General features: G+C 44.7%; 21 protein-coding genes. 6 read left to right on the forward strand and 15 right to left on the reverse strand.

Translation table 11 applies throughout. The features are described 5' to 3' along the window. Nucleotides 1–2: 2 nt before the first annotated feature. Genes L4D79_RS03640 through L4D79_RS03650 form a run of 3 tightly spaced genes read right to left on the reverse strand, consistent with a single transcriptional unit; the run spans nucleotide 3 to nucleotide 3,920 of the window. Nucleotides 3–1,163, reverse strand: a complete 1,161-nt coding sequence (locus L4D79_RS03640) for an acyl-CoA dehydrogenase family protein (RefSeq protein ID WP_428647505.1) — start codon at nucleotides 1,161–1,163, stop codon at nucleotides 3–5. A gap of 32 nt (nucleotides 1,164–1,195) precedes the next feature. Next, nucleotides 1,196–2,704: a CoA-acylating methylmalonate-semialdehyde dehydrogenase gene (locus L4D79_RS03645; protein WP_428647508.1), complete on the reverse strand. Its 1,509-nt coding sequence runs from the start codon at nucleotides 2,702–2,704 to the stop codon at nucleotides 1,196–1,198. 13 nt (nucleotides 2,705–2,717) lie between these two features. Further along, nucleotides 2,718–3,920, reverse strand: coding sequence for a thiolase family protein (locus L4D79_RS03650; RefSeq protein WP_428647510.1), 1,203 nt, complete (start codon nucleotides 3,918–3,920; stop codon nucleotides 2,718–2,720). A gap of 167 nt (nucleotides 3,921–4,087) precedes the next feature. On the opposite strand from L4D79_RS03650, the gene L4D79_RS03655 reads away from it, so the two are divergent. Genes L4D79_RS03655 through L4D79_RS03675 form a run of 5 tightly spaced genes read left to right on the forward strand, consistent with a single transcriptional unit; the run spans nucleotide 4,088 to nucleotide 9,088 of the window. Next, nucleotides 4,088–4,480 (forward strand): MerR family transcriptional regulator, encoded by a 393-nt coding sequence (locus tag L4D79_RS03655; protein WP_428647513.1) that lies wholly within the window; start codon nucleotides 4,088–4,090, stop codon nucleotides 4,478–4,480. 31 nt (nucleotides 4,481–4,511) lie between these two features. Beyond that, nucleotides 4,512–5,681: an isovaleryl-CoA dehydrogenase gene (locus tag L4D79_RS03660; RefSeq protein WP_428647516.1), complete on the forward strand. Its 1,170-nt coding sequence runs from the start codon at nucleotides 4,512–4,514 to the stop codon at nucleotides 5,679–5,681. Nucleotides 5,682–5,690: 9 nt separating this feature from the next. Further along, the gene (locus tag L4D79_RS03665) at nucleotides 5,691–7,295 is read left to right on the forward strand and encodes a carboxyl transferase domain-containing protein (protein ID WP_428647519.1); all 1,605 of its coding nucleotides are present in this window, start codon (nucleotides 5,691–5,693) and stop codon (nucleotides 7,293–7,295) included. Between the two features lie 28 nt (nucleotides 7,296–7,323). Beyond that, nucleotides 7,324–8,166 carry an enoyl-CoA hydratase-related protein gene (locus L4D79_RS03670; protein WP_428647522.1) on the forward strand — a complete coding sequence of 281 codons (843 nt, stop codon included), beginning with the start codon at nucleotides 7,324–7,326 and terminating at the stop codon, nucleotides 8,164–8,166. After that, nucleotides 8,159–9,088, forward strand: coding sequence for a hydroxymethylglutaryl-CoA lyase (locus L4D79_RS03675; RefSeq protein WP_428647525.1), 930 nt, complete (start codon nucleotides 8,159–8,161; stop codon nucleotides 9,086–9,088). Before L4D79_RS03670 ends, L4D79_RS03675 begins: the two co-directional genes overlap by 8 nt. A gap of 138 nt (nucleotides 9,089–9,226) precedes the next feature. Here L4D79_RS03675 and L4D79_RS03680 read toward each other — a convergent pair whose 3' ends face one another. Then, the gene (locus L4D79_RS03680) at nucleotides 9,227–9,508 is read right to left on the reverse strand and encodes a hypothetical protein (protein WP_428647528.1); all 282 of its coding nucleotides are present in this window, start codon (nucleotides 9,506–9,508) and stop codon (nucleotides 9,227–9,229) included. 316 nt (nucleotides 9,509–9,824) lie between these two features. On the opposite strand from L4D79_RS03680, the gene L4D79_RS03685 reads away from it, so the two are divergent. Beyond that, nucleotides 9,825–10,910 carry a hypothetical protein gene (locus tag L4D79_RS03685; protein ID WP_428647531.1) on the forward strand — a complete coding sequence of 362 codons (1,086 nt, stop codon included), beginning with the start codon at nucleotides 9,825–9,827 and terminating at the stop codon, nucleotides 10,908–10,910. Nucleotides 10,911–10,988: 78 nt separating this feature from the next. Here L4D79_RS03685 and L4D79_RS03690 read toward each other — a convergent pair whose 3' ends face one another. The 11 genes from L4D79_RS03690 to L4D79_RS03740 all read right to left on the reverse strand — a co-directional run bounded on the left by L4D79_RS03690 (nucleotide 10,989) and on the right by L4D79_RS03740 (nucleotide 19,994). After that, a complete protein-coding gene (locus tag L4D79_RS03690) occupies nucleotides 10,989–11,528 on the reverse strand; it encodes a hypothetical protein (protein WP_428647534.1) in 540 nt (179 codons plus the stop codon). A 159-nt stretch (nucleotides 11,529–11,687) separates the two neighbouring features. Further along, on the reverse strand, nucleotides 11,688–12,572 hold the full coding sequence (locus tag L4D79_RS03695) for a metal ABC transporter solute-binding protein, Zn/Mn family (protein ID WP_428647537.1): 885 nt from the start codon (nucleotides 12,570–12,572) through the stop codon (nucleotides 11,688–11,690). A gap of 17 nt (nucleotides 12,573–12,589) precedes the next feature. Then, on the reverse strand, nucleotides 12,590–13,465 hold the full coding sequence (locus L4D79_RS03700; RefSeq protein ID WP_428651689.1) for a metal ABC transporter permease: 876 nt from the start codon (nucleotides 13,463–13,465) through the stop codon (nucleotides 12,590–12,592). After that, complete coding sequence (locus L4D79_RS03705; RefSeq protein WP_428647540.1) at nucleotides 13,465–14,217, reverse strand: metal ABC transporter ATP-binding protein; 753 nt, start codon at nucleotides 14,215–14,217, stop codon at nucleotides 13,465–13,467. The genes L4D79_RS03700 and L4D79_RS03705 overlap by 1 nt, the downstream gene beginning before the upstream one ends. Continuing rightward, on the reverse strand, nucleotides 14,217–15,089 hold the full coding sequence (locus tag L4D79_RS03710; protein ID WP_428651691.1) for a metal ABC transporter solute-binding protein, Zn/Mn family: 873 nt from the start codon (nucleotides 15,087–15,089) through the stop codon (nucleotides 14,217–14,219). Before L4D79_RS03710 ends, L4D79_RS03705 begins: the two co-directional genes overlap by 1 nt. Before the next feature lie 89 nt (nucleotides 15,090–15,178). Beyond that, on the reverse strand, nucleotides 15,179–15,784 hold the full coding sequence (locus tag L4D79_RS03715; protein ID WP_428647543.1) for a DUF6162 family protein: 606 nt from the start codon (nucleotides 15,782–15,784) through the stop codon (nucleotides 15,179–15,181). Next, complete coding sequence (locus L4D79_RS03720) at nucleotides 15,781–16,110, reverse strand: hypothetical protein (protein WP_428647546.1); 330 nt, start codon at nucleotides 16,108–16,110, stop codon at nucleotides 15,781–15,783. Before L4D79_RS03720 ends, L4D79_RS03715 begins: the two co-directional genes overlap by 4 nt. A gap of 65 nt (nucleotides 16,111–16,175) precedes the next feature. After that, nucleotides 16,176–17,012 carry a DUF4198 domain-containing protein gene (locus tag L4D79_RS03725; protein ID WP_428647549.1) on the reverse strand — a complete coding sequence of 279 codons (837 nt, stop codon included), beginning with the start codon at nucleotides 17,010–17,012 and terminating at the stop codon, nucleotides 16,176–16,178. Between the two features lie 43 nt (nucleotides 17,013–17,055). Then, complete coding sequence (locus L4D79_RS03730) at nucleotides 17,056–17,577, reverse strand: DUF2271 domain-containing protein (protein WP_428647552.1); 522 nt, start codon at nucleotides 17,575–17,577, stop codon at nucleotides 17,056–17,058. A gap of 24 nt (nucleotides 17,578–17,601) precedes the next feature. After that, nucleotides 17,602–18,228, reverse strand: a complete 627-nt coding sequence (locus L4D79_RS03735; protein WP_428651693.1) for a PepSY-associated TM helix domain-containing protein — start codon at nucleotides 18,226–18,228, stop codon at nucleotides 17,602–17,604. A gap of 737 nt (nucleotides 18,229–18,965) precedes the next feature. After that, entirely contained in the window at nucleotides 18,966–19,994 is a 1,029-nt protein-coding gene (locus tag L4D79_RS03740; protein WP_428647555.1) for a glycerophosphodiester phosphodiesterase family protein, read from the reverse strand. Nucleotides 19,995–20,363 lie beyond the last annotated feature (369 nt).

Raw genomic sequence — 20,363 nt, forward strand, 5'->3', positions numbered from 1 at the left:
TGTTACAACAGTCGACTACCTTCGCTGAGCACCCGCCTGGCAATGATCAAACGCATGATCTCATTGGTACCCTCTAGAATTTGGTGGACTCTGACATCACGAAAATAGCGCTCTAACGGGTACTCTTTGATATAACCGTAGCCACCGTATAACTGCAGTGCCTGATCACAGACTTTGAAGCCTATATCGGTTGCAAACCGCTTGGCCATTGCGCAATAAGCCGTGGCTTCAGGGGATTTTTGATCCAGCTGAAAAGCGGCGTAGCGGACTAATTGTCTGGCTGCGACTAATTCTGTCGTCATATCGGCAAGCTTGAACTGAACAGATTGAAAGCCTGACAGCTTTTGTCCAAATTGTTTTCGTTCTTCAACGTACTGGCTCGCCATTTCCAACGCTTGTTGTGCAGTACCTAGCGAACATGTAGCAATATTGATCCTGCCGCCATCCAACCCTTTCATGGCAAACTTAAACCCGTCCCCTTCGCTTCCCAATAAGTAACTCGAAGGTATGCGCACGTCATCAAACGTCACCGCTCTGGTAGGCTGGCTGTTCCACCCCATTTTGGGCTCTTTTCGACCATAACTGATCCCACTCGCCTCTGCAGGTACCACAAAGGCTGATATCCCTGATGCGCCCGCGCGGTCCGGGTTGGTTCTTGCCATTACGATCAATACATCTGTATCACCGGCACCAGAGATAAACGCTTTTGCTCCTCTGATAATGTATTCGTCGCCTTGTTTTTTTGCAGTCGTAGTTAACGACGCAGCATCCGACCCGGCATTGGCTTCCGTCAAGCAATAAGACCCGAGGCTGTCACCAGTGGCTAGCTGTGGGCAAAACTGCTCCTTGGCCTCATCAGTGGCAAAATTGGCTATCATCCAATTGACCATATTATGGATAGTCATATACGCAGTAGTTGACGTACATCCCATCGCCAATTGCTCAAAGATAATAGAAGCATCAAGCCTTGTGAGTCCCAAGCCCCCTTGTTGCTCCGGAATATACAAACTCAAAAACCCCATTGCGCCCGCTTCTTTCAATACATCTTTAGGGAATATTTGGTTTTCATCCCATTCAGCTGCATTTGGCGCAAGCCTGTCTTTAGCAAACTGGGTTGCGGCATCTGCAAAGGCTCGTTGGTCTTCTGTCAAAGAGAAATCCATATCAACTCCTTATACCTGCCTACATCGAATATTTAGCGCAAATGTATGGTCATATTTGGCCCATCGGGGATATCTTCATCGAACCAACGAGCCGTTACAGTTTTTGTTTCGGTATAAAACCTAACCGCTTGCTTGCCATACGCATGCAAATCACCATAAAAACTGCCACGCCATCCGGTGAAAGAGAAAAACGGTAGCGGGACAGGAATTGGGACATTTACCCCGACTTGACCAACTTGTATTCGGTGTTGGAATTTTCTCGCTGCAGCCCCACAAGCAGTAAAGATGGAGGTGCCATTACCGTATGGGTTGTTATTAATAAGAGTGATGGCCTCATCAAGCGTATCAACAGCAATACATACCAATACAGGGCCAAAAATTTCTTGCTGATAAATTGCCATATCTGTGGTCGCGCCACTAAACAAGGTGGGGCCCAACCAATTGCCGTCCGGATAGCCGTCAACCGTGCAATGTGAACCATCAACTTCACAGTTCGCACCCTGTTGCTTACCTTGCTCGATAAGGTTTAACACGCGCTGTTTCGCCGCTGGGCTTATCAATGGGCCGTAGGCCGCTTTGCTGTCATCTGATGGACCCGGTTTGACCTTTTCCATCGCGACTTTTAATTCAGACACAACTTCGCTGGCATTGCCCACCAGCACAGCTACTGATATCGCCATACAACGTTGTCCTGCAGCACCAACCGATGAGCCCACAAGATGATTCACAACTTGATCCATGTTGGCATCAGGCATCACCACCATATGGTTCTTAGCCCCAGCGAACGCTTGGACACGCTTTAAATTGTGGGTCCCTGTTTGGTAAATATGCTTGGCAACGGGCACTGAGCCGACAAAAGAAATTGTGCGTATAGTTTGATGAGCTAACAAATAATCTACTTGCTCTTTGCCACCATGAACGATTTGAAGTACCCCTTTAGGCGCACCCGCTTGTTGAAACAACTCAGCCAAACGCATTGTGGTCAGTGGTACTTGCTCGGAAGGTTTAAGAACAAAAGTATTGCCGGCAGCAATTGCCATTGGAAACATCCATAATGGGATCATGGCAGGAAAATTGAACGGGGTGATTCCACAACACACGCCAAGTGGCTGAATCAATGAATAGCTGTCTATATCACTGGCGACATTCTCTACCGTCTCTCCCATCATCAAGCTGGCGATATTCGCGGCTTGCTCGACGACCTCAATGCCGCGCCACACATCCCCTTTGGCATCAGCAAAGTTCTTACCGGTTTCACTAGAGAGTAACGTAGCCAATTCATCATGATGCTCTTTCAATATTTGCTGATAAGAGAGCATCAAGCGAGCACGCTCAGGAACCGGAACTTCGCGCCACTGTTCGAACGTTTCAGCAGCACTGGCAATGGCCGCTTCCATTTCGGGCTCGGTAGAACAAGGGACACTGGCAATAACCGCATTGGTGGCAGGATTTGTCACCTCAATCCATTGCTTAGCGGATGAATTTTTGAATTCTCCTTCAATGTATAGCGGTACAGGAGAAATAGGATTTGTATCGTTCATATCAGCTCCTCGCTTATTCAGTGTTGCCCACTTCAATTGCAATGGCTGTGGCTTCTCCTCCACCAATACAACAGGCTGCAATGCCACGAACAGGACGACCAATACTTTGGTGTAACCTGTTAAGGCGATGTATTAAGGTCACGAGAATTCTTGTACCGCTGGCGCCAATGGGATGTCCCAGTGCACATGCACCACCATCCGGGTTTACCCGCTCGGGATCTATTCCTAATTCTTTGGTTGCCATTTGCGTAACGACGGCGAAAGCCTCGTTAATTTCCCAGCTGTCTACCTGATCAGGCGACCACGCGAGTTTGTCTAGCAGTTGGCGAATTGCATAAATTGGGGCGACAGTAAATTCTGCTGGTTGGCGAGCATGGCTGGAATGCGCCGATATAACCGCTAATGGCTTATGACCTTGCTGTCTGGCAAGACTAGCTTCCATTAAAATAATTGCTGCAGCCCCATCAGAAATAGAACTGGAATTCCCAGCGGTTACTGTACCGCCCTCGACAAATGCAGGGCGAAGGACTGGTAGTTTAGTCAGATTGATTTCGTTCGGGTGTTCATCTCGGCTAACGACAACATCACCTTTAGGATTAGCCACCTTAACCGGTATAATTTCACGATCGAACCACCCTTGTTCTTGGGCAATAAGAGCGCGCTCTACTGACTTAACCGCCCATTTATCCATACTTTGGCGCGTATAATGGCGATCATCGGCAATTTTTTGGGCATAGACCCCCATTAAATCACCTTCGTAAGCATCCTGTAGGCCATCAAGGAACATATGGTCGTGTAAGGTACTGTGACCCAACCTAAGGCCCGAGCGTATTTTACTTTGCAGGTATGGAGCATTACTCATGCTCTCCATCCCACCGGCCACTACTGTCTGGTCGGTGCCAACCAAAATAGCATCATGACCCAACATAACGCTCTTCATGCCAGAGCCACACACTTTATTGATGGTGGTACAGCCGATATTCTCTGGAATGCCGGCTTTTAATGCCGCTTGCCTTGCCGGTGCTTGACCACAACCAGCGAGCAGCACATGCCCCATCAACACTTCATCAATCATTTCTGGCGAAAGACCGGAATGCTGTAGTGCGCCTTTTATGGCAACACTACCCAGTTCAGAAGCACTGAGTGACGATAACTCTCCTTGAAAGCTACCGATCGGTGTTCGGTTTGCCGCGATGACCCACACTTCCTTACTCATAACAAAGCCCTCTTGGTGTGCTCTATCTCTGCAGGCGATTTCTTGACGTTTACGTAAGCATAGCACTAACATTTACGTAAACGTTAAGAAACAAACTCAGAACACATTGCAGCAGTGAAGCCATTACCTAACCATTGTTGTGCGGTCACGTTGGGGGGCAAAGCAAGGTGGAAACGTTCAAAATAAGCGAAATAGCCAAAGAGTTTGATATCACCACCCGCAGCATCCGTTTCTATGAGGATGTCGGGTTATTGCAGCCCAAAAGACAAGGTAATACCCGTGTTTACCATCGCCGGGATAAGATCAGGCTCAAGCTAATCTTACGCGGTAAAAGACTCGGCTTTTCATTGGCCGAAATCCGTGAGCTTTTCGACTTGTACGACACTAATCAAAGCTCATCGCAGCTCAATAAAATGCTGATCATCATTGATACCAAGCAAGCGGCACTCAAGCGTCAACTGGAAGATATCAATGTCGTTATGACCGAATTACAAATTGCCAAAAACAAATGCCGACAGGCTTTAAGTACACAGGCTTCTGATAACCAACCAGAGCCTTAACCTCACTTTCAATCTGTCCCATGGAGCACTTATGAAAGACGGCTTCGCCCCTTTAAATTATGGCCTAGGAGAGACCATTGATATGCTTCGCGAGCAAGTCAATGGCTTTGCTGAACAAGTTATTTATCCTCTCGCAGCAGAGATAGACAAAAACAATCAGTTTCCCAACCATTTATGGCCCCTGATGGGTGAAATGGGCTTACTGGGCGTTACGGTGAGTGAAGAGTACGGCGGCGCTGATATGGGCTACCTTGCCCATGTTGTCGCCATGGAAGAGATCAGCCGCGCATCGGCTTCAGTAGGTCTAAGCTATGGTGCTCACTCCAATCTCTGTGTAAACCAGATTTATCGCCATGGTACAGATGAGCAAAAAGCCAAATATCTCCCCAAGCTCATCAGTGGCGAGCATATCGGAGCATTGGCGATGAGCGAGCCCAATGCGGGATCAGACGTAGTCAGTATGCAGCTTAAGGCGGAAGACAAAGGTGATCACTACCTGCTTAACGGCAGCAAAATGTGGATCACCAATGGTCCAGATGCCGATACAGTGATTGTCTACGCCAAAACCGCCCCCAATGAGGGGTCACATGGTATTTCTGCGTTTATTATAGAAAAGCAATTCCCCGGCTTTAATCATGCCCAGAAGCTCGACAAACTCGGTATGCGTGGCTCCAACACCTGTGAGCTGGTTTTCAAGGATTCCATTGTACCTGCAGGAAACTTGCTGGGAGAACTCAACAAAGGCGTGCAGGTACTCATGAGCGGCCTGGACTACGAGCGGGTTGTCCTGTCAGCCGGACCATTGGGGATCATGAGAGCCTGCATGGATCTGGTATTGCCCTACGTTCATGACAGGAAGCAATTTGGCCGCTCTATTGGCGAGTTCCAACTCGTCCAAGCCAAAGTCGCCGACATGTATACCCGAACCAATGCAGCTCGAGCTTATGTCTATACCGTCGCCAAAGCTTGTGATCGTGGTGAAGCAACCCGAAAAGATGCAGCCGGTGTCATTTTATATGCAGCAGAAATTGCCACCCAATTGGCGTTGGACACCATCCAGCTTCTGGGCGGAAATGGCTATATCAATGAGTTTCCTGCCGGTCGTTTATTGCGTGATGCCAAACTGTATGAGATTGGCGCAGGAACGTCAGAAATACGCAGGATGCTGATTGGACGTGAGCTTTTTGAAGAATCCAAGTAAGGACAGACAATGGCGATACTCAAGTCTACAGTCAATAAAGACGATAACTTTTATTCTAATAACTTCCACAATATGGCCGCTATTGTCGACCAGCTGCAGACATATGTTGAAACCATTAAGCTTGGCGGCGGGGCTAACTCGCATAAAAAACAGCAAGAAAAAGGCAAGCAACCGGTTCGAACCAGAATCCAAGCCCTGCTCGACCATGACAGTGAATTTCTTGAAATAGGCCAGTTTGCCGCATGGGACGTCTATCCAGATCCTATCCCCTGCGCGGGTGTTGTTGCCGGTGTAGGGCGAGTGGAAGGGATTGAGTGCATGGTCGTTGCCAACGATCCATCCGTTAAAGGCGGCACCTATTACCCTCTTACCGTAAAGAAGCATCTTCGGGCTCAAGAGATCGCCGAACGCTGCCATTTACCCTGCATTTATCTTGTTGATTCTGGTGGCGCCAACCTTCCCCATCAAGCCAATGTTTTCCCCGACCGAGATCACTTCGGTCGCATTTTTTATAACCAAGCAAGAATGTCTGCCAAGGGGATCCCTCAAATTGCAGTTGTCATGGGCTCCTGTACGGCCGGGGGCGCTTACGTGCCTGCGATGGCGGATGTCTCTATTATTATCAAAGAACAAGGAACCATTTTCTTGGCCGGCCCCCCTCTTGTGAAAGCAGCCACTGGCGAAGTCGTAACAGCAGAAGAATTAGGCGGGGCTTATGTACATTGCAAAACGTCAGGTGTGGCTGATTATTTTGCCAACGATGAACAACATGCCATTGAATTAGCAAGACAAGCAGTAGAAAGTTGTGCCCTTCCTTCTTTCGCGCCATTAAGCCAAAAGTCACCTGAACCTCGTTATCCTTCTGAGGAATTATTTGGCATTGTCGGCACCGATTTACGTACGCCGTTTAACATCCGTGAAGTCATCGCCCGCATTGTAGATAATTCTGAATTTGATGAATTTAAAGCGCTATATGGGACTACACTGGTATGTGGCTTTGCCAAAATCTACGGCCAACAGGTAGGCATCGTTGCCAACAACGGCATCTTATTTTCAGAGTCAGCGCAAAAAGGCGCGCACTTCATCGAATTATGCTGTAAACGAAACATTCCTCTTCTGTTTCTACAGAACATCACCGGCTTTATGGTGGGTAAAAAGTGCGAATCGGAAGGAATTGCCAAACACGGCGCCAAAATGGTGATGGCGGTTGCTTGTGCCGATGTCCCCAAATTTACCGTCATTATCGGTGGTTCCTACGGTGCGGGGAATTACGGAATGTGTGGCCGCGCATACAGCCCAACCATGATGTGGATGTGGCCCAACGCACGCATCTCGGTGATGGGTGGCGAGCAAGCCGCTGGTGTATTAGCCCAAGTAAACCGTGATAACAAAAAGCGACAAGGTGAACAGTGGACTGCCGAAGAGGAAGAGGCATTCAAACAGCCTATTCGTGATTTGTATGATGAGCAAGGCTCACCCTACTATGCCAGCGCACGGCTATGGGATGATGGCATCATTGATCCCCGTGATACACGACATGTTGTTGGCACAGCGTTGCACGCTTGCCAAAGGGCACCGAAAACGGACAGTACGTTTGGTATATTTCGAATGTGAGGCACGACAAGGACAGTGAGGTAGTAGCATGAATCGGATCACCACGGAGCATGGTAATAGTGCCCTGAACATTGAAAGCAATGACGTACTATTTCATATCGACGACAAAGGCATCGCAACGATTACGCTAAACCGTCCCGATAAAAAAAATGCCTTCAACAGCCAATGCATTTCGATTCTTCTCAGTATTCTTCTCCATACTCGAGCAGATTCCAATGTGAGAGCTTTGGTTTTGCGGGCTAACGGCAGTCATTTTAGTGCTGGAGCTGATCTCAATTGGATGCAATCTCTCACTAACTGCACCATGGAAGAAAACGTAAAGGATGCTGAAAAACTTGCCGAATTACTCCACCAGTTAGACACCTTTCCCGCCCCCACCATCGCCGTGGTTCAGGGGGCAGCTTTTGGCGGCGCACTCGGATTGATTTGCTGCTGTGATATCGCTATCGCTACTCAAGATAGCCAATTTTGTTTAAGTGAAGTCAAACTTGGACTAGTACCTGCAACCATTGGCCCATATGTTTGCCGAGCTATGGGCCAGCGGCAAGTCAGGCGTTATATGATCACGGCAGAGTTTATCAATGCAGAAAAAGCAAAAGCGCTTAATCTTATCCACGATCTCATGCCGACTGCTCAATCATTAGATAAACACCTTGAACATTTTATTCGTCATATCTCTATGAATAGCCCCAATGCCGTTCGAGAAGCTAAGGCCCTTTGCCACCTGTGTGAGTCAGAAACCCTCGACTCATCGCTCAGAAAGAAAACCAGTGAGATCATTGCAAAATTACGAGTCTCACCAGAGGGACAAGAAGGTCTGAGCGCTTTTTTAGAGAAGCGAGAACCAAACTGGATGACAGACCATGATTAAACGACCAGATCATTCCAGCGGTTTTCCAACTTCCGTCACCTTGTATGAAGTCGGTGCGCGTGATGGCTTACAAAATGAATCCGCACTACCTACGCAAACTAAAGTCGACTTTATCAACTTACTGTCACAATCAGGCCTTAGCCATATTGAAGCGGGAGCATTTGTCTCTGCAAAGCGAGTTCCGCAAATGGCTGACTCTTTAAATGTCATGCGCGCTATCGAACGACATAACACTATCATCTACTCTGCACTTACCCCCAATATTCAAGGCTTTGAAATGGCATTAAGTGCACAAGCCAATGAGGTGGCTATATTTGGCTCAGCCTCTGAAGGTTTCAGCCAACACAATATCAATTGCTCGATCAGTGAGAGTCTTAAACGTTTTGAACCAGTGATGGCTTTGGCTTTACTCCACAATATACCGGTAAGAGGTTATCTCTCTTGTGTGATTGACTGTCCCTATGACGGCCCAGTAAATGCAGACCAAGTGATGCAAGTCGCCAAAACACTCATCGATATGGGCTGCTACGAAGTGTCGCTAGGAGATACCATAGGTACCGGCACCCCTCTGAAAGTCGCTAATGTATTAGACACTGTTATGAGCTGTATCCCTAGCCAGCAACTAGCCGTGCATTTCCATAACACATGGGGTCAGGCGTTACCCAATATCTATCAAGCTTTATCAATGGGTATTCAGACGATTGATGCCAGTGTTGCGGGGTTAGGCGGGTGCCCCTATGCACCCGGTGCAAGTGGCAATGTCGCCACTGAAGATGTTGTCTACCTCTGTCATCAGTTAGGCATAGAAACAGGAATAAACTTAAACACATTAGCAAAAGCTGGATGGATGATTTGCCAAGAGCTCGATATCACACCGCGTTCCAATGTGTCCCTCGCGATGAAAGCCAAACAACTTCAATAAAACCCTTCATTATCTAACATCAAAAAAAGTGGTAACTACCCTAGAAGAGGTAATTACCACTAACTCACCATGAACTCCACCCTATCCTCACCTCTTATTTAGAAGCACTGCTACCCATTCACTGAGTGGTGACAACTGCTAATAACTTTCTGATCTCAGGAACCGTTGCTCAGCTTCAAGTTCATTAACCGCTCGCCACAATTTTTGCTCTCGCTCTTGTAACTTAGTGTGCATGACACTGCCCGGCTTCACGTTAAGGGTCTCTGCAGGGCCGATAAATTGTTCAGCTTCATTATTGAAAAGCAGCCTAAATTCTTCCAACGTCGGTAAGCAATTATTGTCCTCCTCAAATGACTCGAAAATATCGATTACTTTGTGTGAAACATCCCTTTTGATCCCTTCTAAGTCAACACTATCCATTAGTTTCTCCAAACATTTAACCACGAGTGTTAATCAATCTAGACATGATAAGTGTAGCTGATGAAGGAAATATTTATCATCTTAAGGAAAATCATGTGTAACAAATTATTCCATACAATAAACTGATGTTTTAGTTAAGTTAATTTAAAATTGAACAGCGTACATACGATAATTTTGGTATTTTTTGTTTTAATTTTTTAGAATTAGATCTCATTTTCATAAATATCATCTCTTTCTATGTATTCGATAACCCCTCGGTCTATACTCTAATATATCAATACGTTAGTACTTTTCGTGTAGTTATTGGAGAGGTAGGATGTGGCGAAATTTAACTCCCTTTGATTACATGCTAAACGTGTTATCCACTCGTTTAGCCATAACGGCTCTACTATTTTACCCTTCCTTTGGCATGACAACGGAAATAAAGGAAGAGCCCTATGATATCTATTATGACAGGCTGTATTCCGATATAAATGATGAAGACAGTTTCCAAGACTGGGTTGATGAAACGCAAGACACCATCTCTGACAGTATTCATGACTACAGCAGCTCAATCGATCATTACATGGCTAAAAAAGATGAAGAGCTACCCATCACTAATCGCAGCTACCTACGTTTAAAATTTAAGGGGCGATATACACACCGTGACTATACGGACTTGGATGCCAGCGTAAAATTGAAACTCGATCTGCCCCATACAGAAAAGAACTGGAAACTTGTCCTTGATACCGATCCTGATGACTTTGACAGACTGGAAGATAAACAGCGTGGTATATCAAATAATTCAGACAGCAGCTTGTCCGGCGCAGTGGGTGGTGTGCAATTACAAGGACAACAGTGGGGTAAATGGCGTACTAATCTTGACCTTGGTTTAAAAATAAAACTTCCGCTTGATCCATTTGCTCGAGCAGATCTCAGGCGCATTGATAGACTAAGCCATAAATGGACCAGCCGAATCAAACAAGAAATCTTTTACTATGATTCCAAAGGGCCTGGCGCCCTGACCTCTCTGAATTTTTATTTTGCTACACCTGATGACCCCAGCACGATACTCAAACTCAGTTCATCTGCGCAATATTTAGACACGGATGATAATTGGGAGTTTGTACAACAAGCAGAGATTTTCGACCGAATTAACCATGATAATTTATTACAGTATTCAATCGGTATTAGTGCGGATTCCACACCAAACTATTCAATAACTAACTCATGGATTTCATTGGCTTGGAAACATCGCCTTTATAGTGATTGGCTTTATATGATAGTCACTCCTGAGCTAGACTTCCAGGATGAGTTCCAATATAAAGTTAACCCGGGAATCATGCTTGAATTCGAACTATTTTTCACTGCAGAAGGTGGGATTGACAGATTAGCCAGAAAAATCCCTAACCCCACGAATTAATATACCCAAGCTACTTCAAAATACAGGTAGCTTGGGTATAGGTATATAAACATTCTGGCCAATCATAATTTTTAAATATCAATTTAAATAAGATGGCGCTTCTTTATATGCCTCAACTTCTAATGGTGCATCAGCATATCCGTAAATATACAACTGCATTAAATATTGCTTAATTTGACTTTCCAACCCGAGTTGCTCTGCTTGACGGACATGGATAAACTCATGCGCTAACAACTCTTTATCATGCTGAAATTGCTTGCGAATCCAAATACCATAGCCATAGGTGTACGCAGCCATTAAAGGTGAGCTATAACCTTGTTCATGTGCAAGCTTCGCCAATGTAGGATGCTCTGGAAACGGTAATTTAGTGACATAATATAAACGTATTTTGTCTGGATGTTGAATACCAACACGTTTTGCGAGTTCCATTTGAGTCGAGGTGAGAGCGACACCATTATCCAGTGCCTCTTGTTGATTCTTTGCTACAAAGTCATTAGCTAACGGTAAAATCAATGCCATTTGATTCATTAGATCTTCCGGTGGATTTTGATATATTTCGTCTTTATCAACACATGCTGTTAAAAATAATACGGCAAAGAAAATCTTCAATCGCTTCATTACACTGTCCTTGTACAACACTATTTATTCATAAACAAAATAGTTACACAACAACCATATCACCAAGTGACTTTTTGCTTTGCTTGCGATTTCATATTTGGGACAGGGTACAAAAAACTCGGTAAGTCTCTATCAACTTACCGAGTTCATTTAATCAGCCTATAACTTAATTTCCCAACGTGAGAGCGGGTCCCCGGTATTAATACCTTCCCTTCCCCATCGGTCAATACTGTCAATAGTCAGTACACGCTCAGGGTTAGGCAATTGAGACTGTAATTTTTTACTCAACTTACGCGATGTCAGGACCCATACGCTTTGGTCCTCTTTGAGTGTTTCGAGTAACGTACGCTTTTCATCTTCCGACCAGTCCAGTTCCGGTTTGGTATAGCGCCCGACAACAAACAATTGATTACCCGAAGCAAAATCCTCAAGTTCTTGAGAGAGCAGAATTACCGAATCCACCTCAGCATCAAACAAACGTGTTTGTTGGCTATTGATGAGTTTACGAATACTAATCATAAGCTGCTGCTGGTTAAGCGAGATAGTTTCTGCCTGTTCGGGCCAAAGACGTTGCAAGTCTTGACTCACAATCGCAGCCATCCGCGTTAGGTTCGCTGGGTTAAGCCATGAATAGGGTGAAATAAGCCCATCGTCTAACCGGAGGGCTGCCACTCCCTGTGCCCTTGGCGAGATAGATTGTGAGGCATCAATTTCAACAATGTGGATATTACCTTGGCGTGCATGCACATATGTCGGGTCTTGTGGCCAAACAGCGCCAATGGTAATGACTGCTGTCGCACTTTTCGCCGCCTCCATTGTAGTTTCAGCCCCTTTACTACTAAACCAATTTGGCAAACGCATCATGCCATATCGCTTGGGCGGCAAGTATTGGGTTTCTAACCCAGTATTTTTGGTTAACTCTGACGCCAGCATATAGGTCACCGGCGTTGCAGTAAGAATATCTTTGGCCTGAGTGACCGTGGGTAGTAGCAGCACCGTGCAAAGTCCGACTAACCGAACGATCTGCTTCGCTTGTTTGTTCATATTAATACTCATTTGTTCTAACCCCTACGAACAATGCGGTAGCAAGTTGCGACAAGGAAGAAGAAAGCGGAAACAATGATAATCGCAGCACCCGATGGTACCGGCATCTCTAATTCCATCGGTAAAATCGTACCTACTAAACAACTGACTGTCGCAAGAAAAGCAGATACAAGTACAAAGTCACCCATATTCTTAGTCATCAAGCGTGCAGTTGCACCTGGTATTAGCAACAATGCCCCTACAAGCACGGCACCAATTATTTTCACCGATGCAATCGTGACCAAGGTGATCATCATGACAAAGAGGTAATCGTAAAAATGGGTGGCATGACCACGGACTCTTGCAATATCAGGGCTAATACAAGTCAATAGAATACGATTAAAGGTTGGGATCAATACCAATATAATCAGTAAGCAGCTAAGTCCAAGGATCAGGATATCTTGATCGGTTACTGTTAAAATAGAACCGAACAGCACATTCTCCAACATGTGGATATTGATCTTGCGTGCAACATACATCAGCAGTGCAGCACCGACGGCCAGGGCCAATGCCAGAAAAACCCCAACTAAGGTATCGTAAGGGACATTGGTGCGGTTTCTGACAAAATGCAGTAATAACGCGAACACCATACAGAAACAGAACAATCCGATGATCGGGTTTTCCGGTGGCTCCCCCAGCAATACACCTAGGGCAATACCGGTTAATGCCGCATGACCGACCGCCTCGGAGAAAAAGGCTAATCGCTTGGCAATAACCAGCGTTCCCAAACCACCGAGCAAAGGGCCAACCAGTAACGCTGCCACAACCGCATTGACGAGAAAAGCATAAGAGAAACTCTCGCTTAGCCAACCGGCTTCAACACCTTGCAATGCCAACTGGCGAATTGAATCCATCATGCTGCTTTACCTTGCTTGAACATTTCACCACTCGAATTTGTCGAGTAATGATTAAACAGTCTTTCCACTTTTTCCGGGGTCAATACGTCTTGTACCGTACCGCTATCAATCAGTTGACGATTAACGACATGAACCTTTGCCCCCAAGCGTCGTACCGCTGAGACATCATGATGCACGGCCAATAACGTTTTGCCTTCTGTAACCAGCTCTAAAATAAGTGATTCCAGATAACGAACCCCTTGTTCATCCATACCGGTTGTTGGCTCATCCAACACCAATAAATCTGGGTTATCTAACAAGGCCTGGGCAAACAGCACCCGCTGTTGCTCACCACCTGACAACTGTCCCATACGACGGTCTGCCCGCTCTGCCATGCCAACACGGTCTAGCTGCTCAAGCGCAAAGCCTCTTTGTTTTGAGAGATTGCGCCAGCGAGACCAAAACAACGGTGTGCGACTTTGGTTTAGCAGAATAAAATCCATAACGGTTAGCGGTAGACTTGATTCAAACACCGCTTTTTGCGGGACATAGCCCACTTTGCCTTTTTTATCAGCCCAATGAATATTAATATCACCAGTAAAAGGTGTCAGGCCAAGAATTGAACGTAACAATGACGTCTTGCCGCCACCATTCGGCCCCATAACGACATGGCACTGACCTGCGGCAAACTCATGGTTGATAGCATGAAGTATTTGATTTTCACCGTACTGCAAATTAACGTTTTGCAGTGAAATGCTTGGCCCAACCATTAGCTCACCTTTTTCTTCGCAACGAACTGCATGGCTTCGATCAAGGTATCGAGATTTTCTTTCATTTCCTTCTCTACCTTGCCTGCCTCATAAGGCCCATGCGTCATGTGTGAAAAGCGATATAGCTGAACACCTGTCGCTTTCTCAATGGTATCGACATAGCGGTTAGGCATATTCAACTCATAAAACAGCACGTCGATATCTGACTGGCGGATCTTCGCGATCGTTTCCTGTAACTGGCTAGCGCTTGGCTCAACACCGTGGGCTGGCTCAATCACGGCGACGACATCAACACCAAAATCTTGCAACAAGTACCCGTAAGCGTTGTGAGTTGTCGCAACAACCATACCGCTGGTATCCAAGTCACCCAGTTGAACCATTGCTTCATGCTTTAGCTTTCTAAAGGCAATAGAATATTTACGAGCATTGGCGCGATAAAAACGGGCATTTTCAGGGTCCAGTTTCGACAACTCATTCGCAATGGTATAAACCTTCTGGATAGTCGTCGAAAGCCCTACAAAAGTGTGAGGGTTAACTGCGCCGTCACCGACGGATTGGCCCATTGCTGGCAGTAGAGGTACATCTTTATTCGCCTCTATTACAACCAAATCGCTTCGGTTTGCAGCGGCAATGACTTTAAGCGCAAAGTCATCATGACCAATACCATTAACCACAATGACATCCATTTGTTTCAAACGGCGTAAATCATTGGGTTGAGGCTGGTAGTTATGCGGATTAAAGCCAGCATCTACTAAGGGAACAATATTGGCCTTTTCACCAACGACAGCTTTGACATAGCTGTAGTAAGGCTGCAGCGTGATACCAATATTTAATTTTTCTGTCGCAAAAGCATGAGTTGATGCAGTCAACATCACAGCGGCAGTTAACAGCCCGTTGAGGGTATATTTTATTGTTTTCATCTTATTTCCAAATAGTCTGTCGGTATTAATGCGCATGATTATTAATGCAAATGGTTCTGTGCTTTTTCACCGAAAGAAACTTGAATCCAACCAGCGTCAGTCAGAGCCGAAGAAGAGAGAGTTGCCAGTTTCTCAAAAGTACTATTGTCAGATGCCAGGTAAAACCAAATCTCGGGTTCAACATGTTGGCTGATAAGGATAACTGGCTTAGCCGTGTCTAGATGTAGTGGCACACCTAAGTACGCGCCATTGGAAACATGCTGCCAATGGTGACGGCCTTTATGTTCCCAGCTCTTGTCTTTAACAAAAGGGGGTAACCACAATGATTCTAACGCCTCTATCGATGGCCAAAATTGGTCATCTGTTTGCTGAGAGGCTTGTCGAGATGACACATCAATACTGTCTTGATTATCCTGAAATAAGTTGCGAATTTCCTCATGGGCGAGACGCAGATCCGCAACCATCGCCAAATCTTCAGAAGACAAATCCTTGACCGAGATCTGATGAGCAGCTAATGCCAACTGGGTACCGCCAGACTGGTGATGGGGCAATGCTAAGAAGGCCACGGCCAAGATCACAGCAATAGCCAGTGCCACCCATTTACCTTCCGTACCACCGTCATCTGATTTTACTGACTCAGTGATCATTTCTCTTCAATCTCAACAACATCAACTTCTACAGGACTTTCATGCCCAGCATCAAACACCAAATAGAAGTCATCTTCAGGCATTGAGAACTCGACAATTGAGCGCTTATCTGTCATTACTCGCTCCATCAAATTGTCATCGTAATCAAACATCTCCACGGCATAATCAACCGCTTCGCTGCCATCGCTGTAACCCGCCTGACAAATCACTTTGTCGGCTTCCAGCCAGCAACTCATCAATGGGAAATGAGCATGTGCTGTACTCGCATTAATGAATCCAGCCACTGCTACAGCACCCAGGAAAACGGATCTCGAGAAATTTTTCATTACAACCTCATCTCTAGAAACTGGCCTGCTTTATTTACAGGCCATCAATACTTGTCACAGCCTGTTTATTGCAAAACCGCTTCAAATGTCAGATGCACATTTACACTTGCACGATCAGCCAGTGCATTGTTTTCAAGATCACCTTTGTAGTTGGCCTTCATCAGCCAGCGACCAGCATGCTCAGGGACAAAGCTCACCATGCCTTGCTCATCACTGACGACGTCAATTTGCTCTTGGTGGTTACGGTAAAGTGTGCCTTCACGTGTAATTTCAGCCGTCACACCCTGCTGTGGCTCACCATTAAAGAAAAACTGGAATGTCACCTCTTCACCTTCAACGATATCTGCAGGATGTGTTACCGGTACCAGCTCAAGGTACTTACCTTCTATTTCAAAGGCTCTTTCCGTTGGCTTACCCACTGTCACGTAGGTTTCAGCACGGGTATAACTGATCTGGGTGATCACATCGCGTGACTTCTTAGGCAGAACTTCGTCACGTTCGGCTTTATGTGCTTTGACCCACTTCACCGTATCGCGACGACCGGCTTTATATTGGGTGTAGTAAGAAGGAACGTTATTCACACGTACCTTGTGCGTACCCTCCTCTTCAAAATAGAAGTCAAACACCGAGCGGCGTTTACCCTTGGTCACATACGAAGGGTACTGAATACGACCATCAGGCATCACGATCTGGCCCGTTTCACTACCAGCCGGTTTGTCGAATACGAATGTACCGTGTGACGCTGTCACATCAAAAGTCAGCCAATCGCCACCTTCTTTAGAAACCGTAAAGTGTGAAGGTAAAATCCAACGAGGGTGAGCATTAGCCGTAGCACTTACTGCCATTCCAGCCAACAGCGCGCAAGCCACTGTCGCCGCTTTAAATTGCGAACGTTTAATCATTTTTTAATTCTCTGATAGCGTTAATCTGATAACGAAAAGTCGGTTATTTCACTGAGTACTGAAGGCGGATATCCCCGGTTTCTTCAGTCGGCTTTATCTGATGAGTGAAGCTGGTGTCTGCCAATGTGATTTTTTGGCGCAAATAGTTGCGGCCACCATGCTCGCGAACAACCTCGACATAGAAGGTGTATTCACCCTGCTCTACTCGGTTGCCCGCATCATCCAGCCCGTCCCATACAAAACGGTATTCACCAGCAGGCCTTGTTGCCGAAGTCACTGCATCAACCAATTCACGATCGTAGCGGCCGACCTTACGCCACCAGCTGCGTAAATCCTTTAACCATTCATCTTTACCCACCCACAACTGCATGGTACGAACCGGCTTACGGCGATTATCTTCTATCCATACTGCAACATACGGACGCGCATACATCGCGGTATCAATCTTAGGGAGTTGAAATTCAACATCCATTGATGCCGATTCAGGGATAGGTTTGGCGATAGCCGTAAATGCAATCGGTAACGCCAGAGTGAGACCGGCTATCGATTTAGCAAAAGCATTCATGGGTGTTCCTTGTCATAAAGCCTGTTAAGGCACAGCAAAAATAAAAATGAAAAGCGTGATAAATGAGCCCAGAGCCATCCACTTCATTGATGTATTCAACGTTTTCTTTTTTGGAAGCAATAAGCAGACACCCGTCAGTACAAAAAAGACCATCAACAAAGCGGTGATATCGATAAACCATTTCCAGACTTCACCACTGTTTCTGCCTTTGTGAAGATCATTTAAAACAGCAATCACGCCATAACGATTTTTTTCGATCTCCGCTTCTTTATTCAGCAGGTCGATAAAAACTGTTGCGTTATAACCCGGTCCTTTATAATCCAGCGCAATTTCGCCTTCGATTAATTCGCCATCTTCAATCTCGGTAAAGACTTCCATGGCAGAAGGTGTCCCGGACATGTCTGCCCTCGCCTTCAAGTAAGCCAGTAAGTCAGCCTCAACGGGAACAAATGCCTCAGGGCTTTTAAACAGCGATTCGGGTAACGATAAGGTAAGCGTCTCTACGCTCGGCTGACTTTTTACGAACAATTCAGGGCGATTGAGCGTTATGCCTGTTACCGAGAAAAAGAGCACAACAAGCAGCAGAGCCATAGACACATAGATATGTAATCGCCGAGCCCAAAGTTGAACCGCTTTACTTTTGAGTAGCATGATCAATTCAATGTATAGTGACTATCTTATGCTGCATAACATAATTGATAATCGTTTTCATTGGCATTAAATTTACATTGTTTACGAATGTAAGGATGGTGTGGAACGTACTGTTGTGACTAGGAACCCATAAAGGCGGAAAAGTGATCAGAAACGCGGAATTTTGTGTTTTTTGTCTATTTATCAGAAGATGCGTTGTTATAGCAAATCTATGCCCTACTAACTAAAGCGTTAACTTGATATGTACTAACTCATATAACGAAAAAAAGAAGGAATTCATCTTATAGTAATGGTGGTGGGAAAGAAGGTAATAAACCGGAAATGCCCAAAGAAAACCGAAAGGACTTCAAGATGGCTGAACAGCATGCTTGGAGTTTAATTTGTTCTTAGTCAGTAACTTAAGAACTTAACTATCTGAAAATTCATGGTTATGTCAAACAGGCTTTTTCAAAAATAGGTAATTTAGGCTTCGGTGGTGGTAAATGATAAAATGAGAGAAACAACCATGTTACGCTGTCACTGGTGATTTACAGTGTTTCAAGAATCTGAATAAAACAAGAGTTACGCCCTTAAACGTAACTCTCATTTGGACATTTCTGAGTTAGTAATTTCCTGATTTATCAAATCTTAAATGAAGTATCGATAAAATTACTATATGCTTTGTTACTCAATATAGAAACGGAAAGCTGAGTACTGAAGTACTCAGCTTACAAGAAGTCATAGATTTACTATAAGGTTTAGTTATAAGGCTTCCGGTAACCGTTTTCTTCCAACCAGTTCATTGCAAACTCAGGCTCATCAGTTTGGAACATTGTGACACCTTTTTCTGCCCAAAAACCATAAACTTCTGACGGCAAGTTAGCATAAACCGCCATTTCGTCACCTCTGCCACCAGAACGCATACCAGCCATTTCTCTATATGTATATAAAGTATTAATCCACATGTGTGCATTATATTTTTCAGCTAGTTGACGAGCTTCTGTACTGAAAAGATCGCCTCCATCCATCGTGATTTTTCCATCTGGTGCATGATAATTGCGTAATTGAATTGCTGGCGGGTTAAATTCAACCAATGAACTTTTAACAATATCTAAGCCAACATGTGAATCATAAATATTAGGTAAGAAATGTGCGTCACTACCTTCTAAAGTGGCAACCATTGAAGTAGCTGCGCTACGTTGCTCTTCATTATTTTGATTAACAGTCGCTAATATTTGATGCTCAACACCAATAGTTTTCGCAAGTTCAAACATCTCAGGAAAGTAATCTACACCAATCTTATTATCAAGGTTTAATAGAATATTACCTTTAATTGCACTATATATTTCTTCAAGCGTAAGGATTTTATCTTCAGTTTCGATTCTATTATTGCCAAGGTTGTCAGTAATAACCAAGTTACACTTTTGTAACTCAACCCAAAGTTTTTCAGCCACCTTTCCAGTACAAGTAGTTGTTCTATCGAGAGTTTCGTCATGCATCCCAATCAGAACACCATCTTTAGTCTTACGGATATCTTGCTCAATAGCTTCAATACCAAGTTCAATTGCTTTTTCTATTGAGGTTAATGATCCTTCGGCATACACTGGCTCTCCATCTTTCACCCATAATCCACGGTGTGCAACAATCATGACATGATCACGATTGTCATTTGCACTTTTGAGGCGTTCAATAATTTTATCTACATACTCAGTTTCTGCAATACTAGAAAAAGAGCTAAATGTGAGAGTAGATAAAATAGAAATTTTTATCAATGCTTGAATTTTCATCTTAGATATCCTGACTAATGGTTGTTTTATGGGACGAAATAATGATTCATTCAAGGATTTGCTGAAAATGAAAAATTACAATTACTATACCAAAGTCACATACAAATAAAAGTTAAGTGACAAATATCACATTCTATTTGTGAGCATCCATTTGAATTTATTAGTGCTGATTTCAATTTGAAACAGAGTGTAATTTATGGCGCGTTGTGATATTGGGTTAATTTACCTTTCGAAATACCAGTAAAATTTAAAAAACTTAATGTATTCATAGTTAAAATAAACCCCTTCAATTATCATCAAGATTAACATTGTTCAAGCTCGTAAACCTTACTCTGCACTTAACTTTTAGCTTTAGTTAACTATATTTAC

The organism is Photobacterium satsumensis, from assembly GCF_050336935.1.
Classification (GTDB): domain Bacteria; phylum Pseudomonadota; class Gammaproteobacteria; order Enterobacterales; family Vibrionaceae; genus Photobacterium; species Photobacterium satsumensis.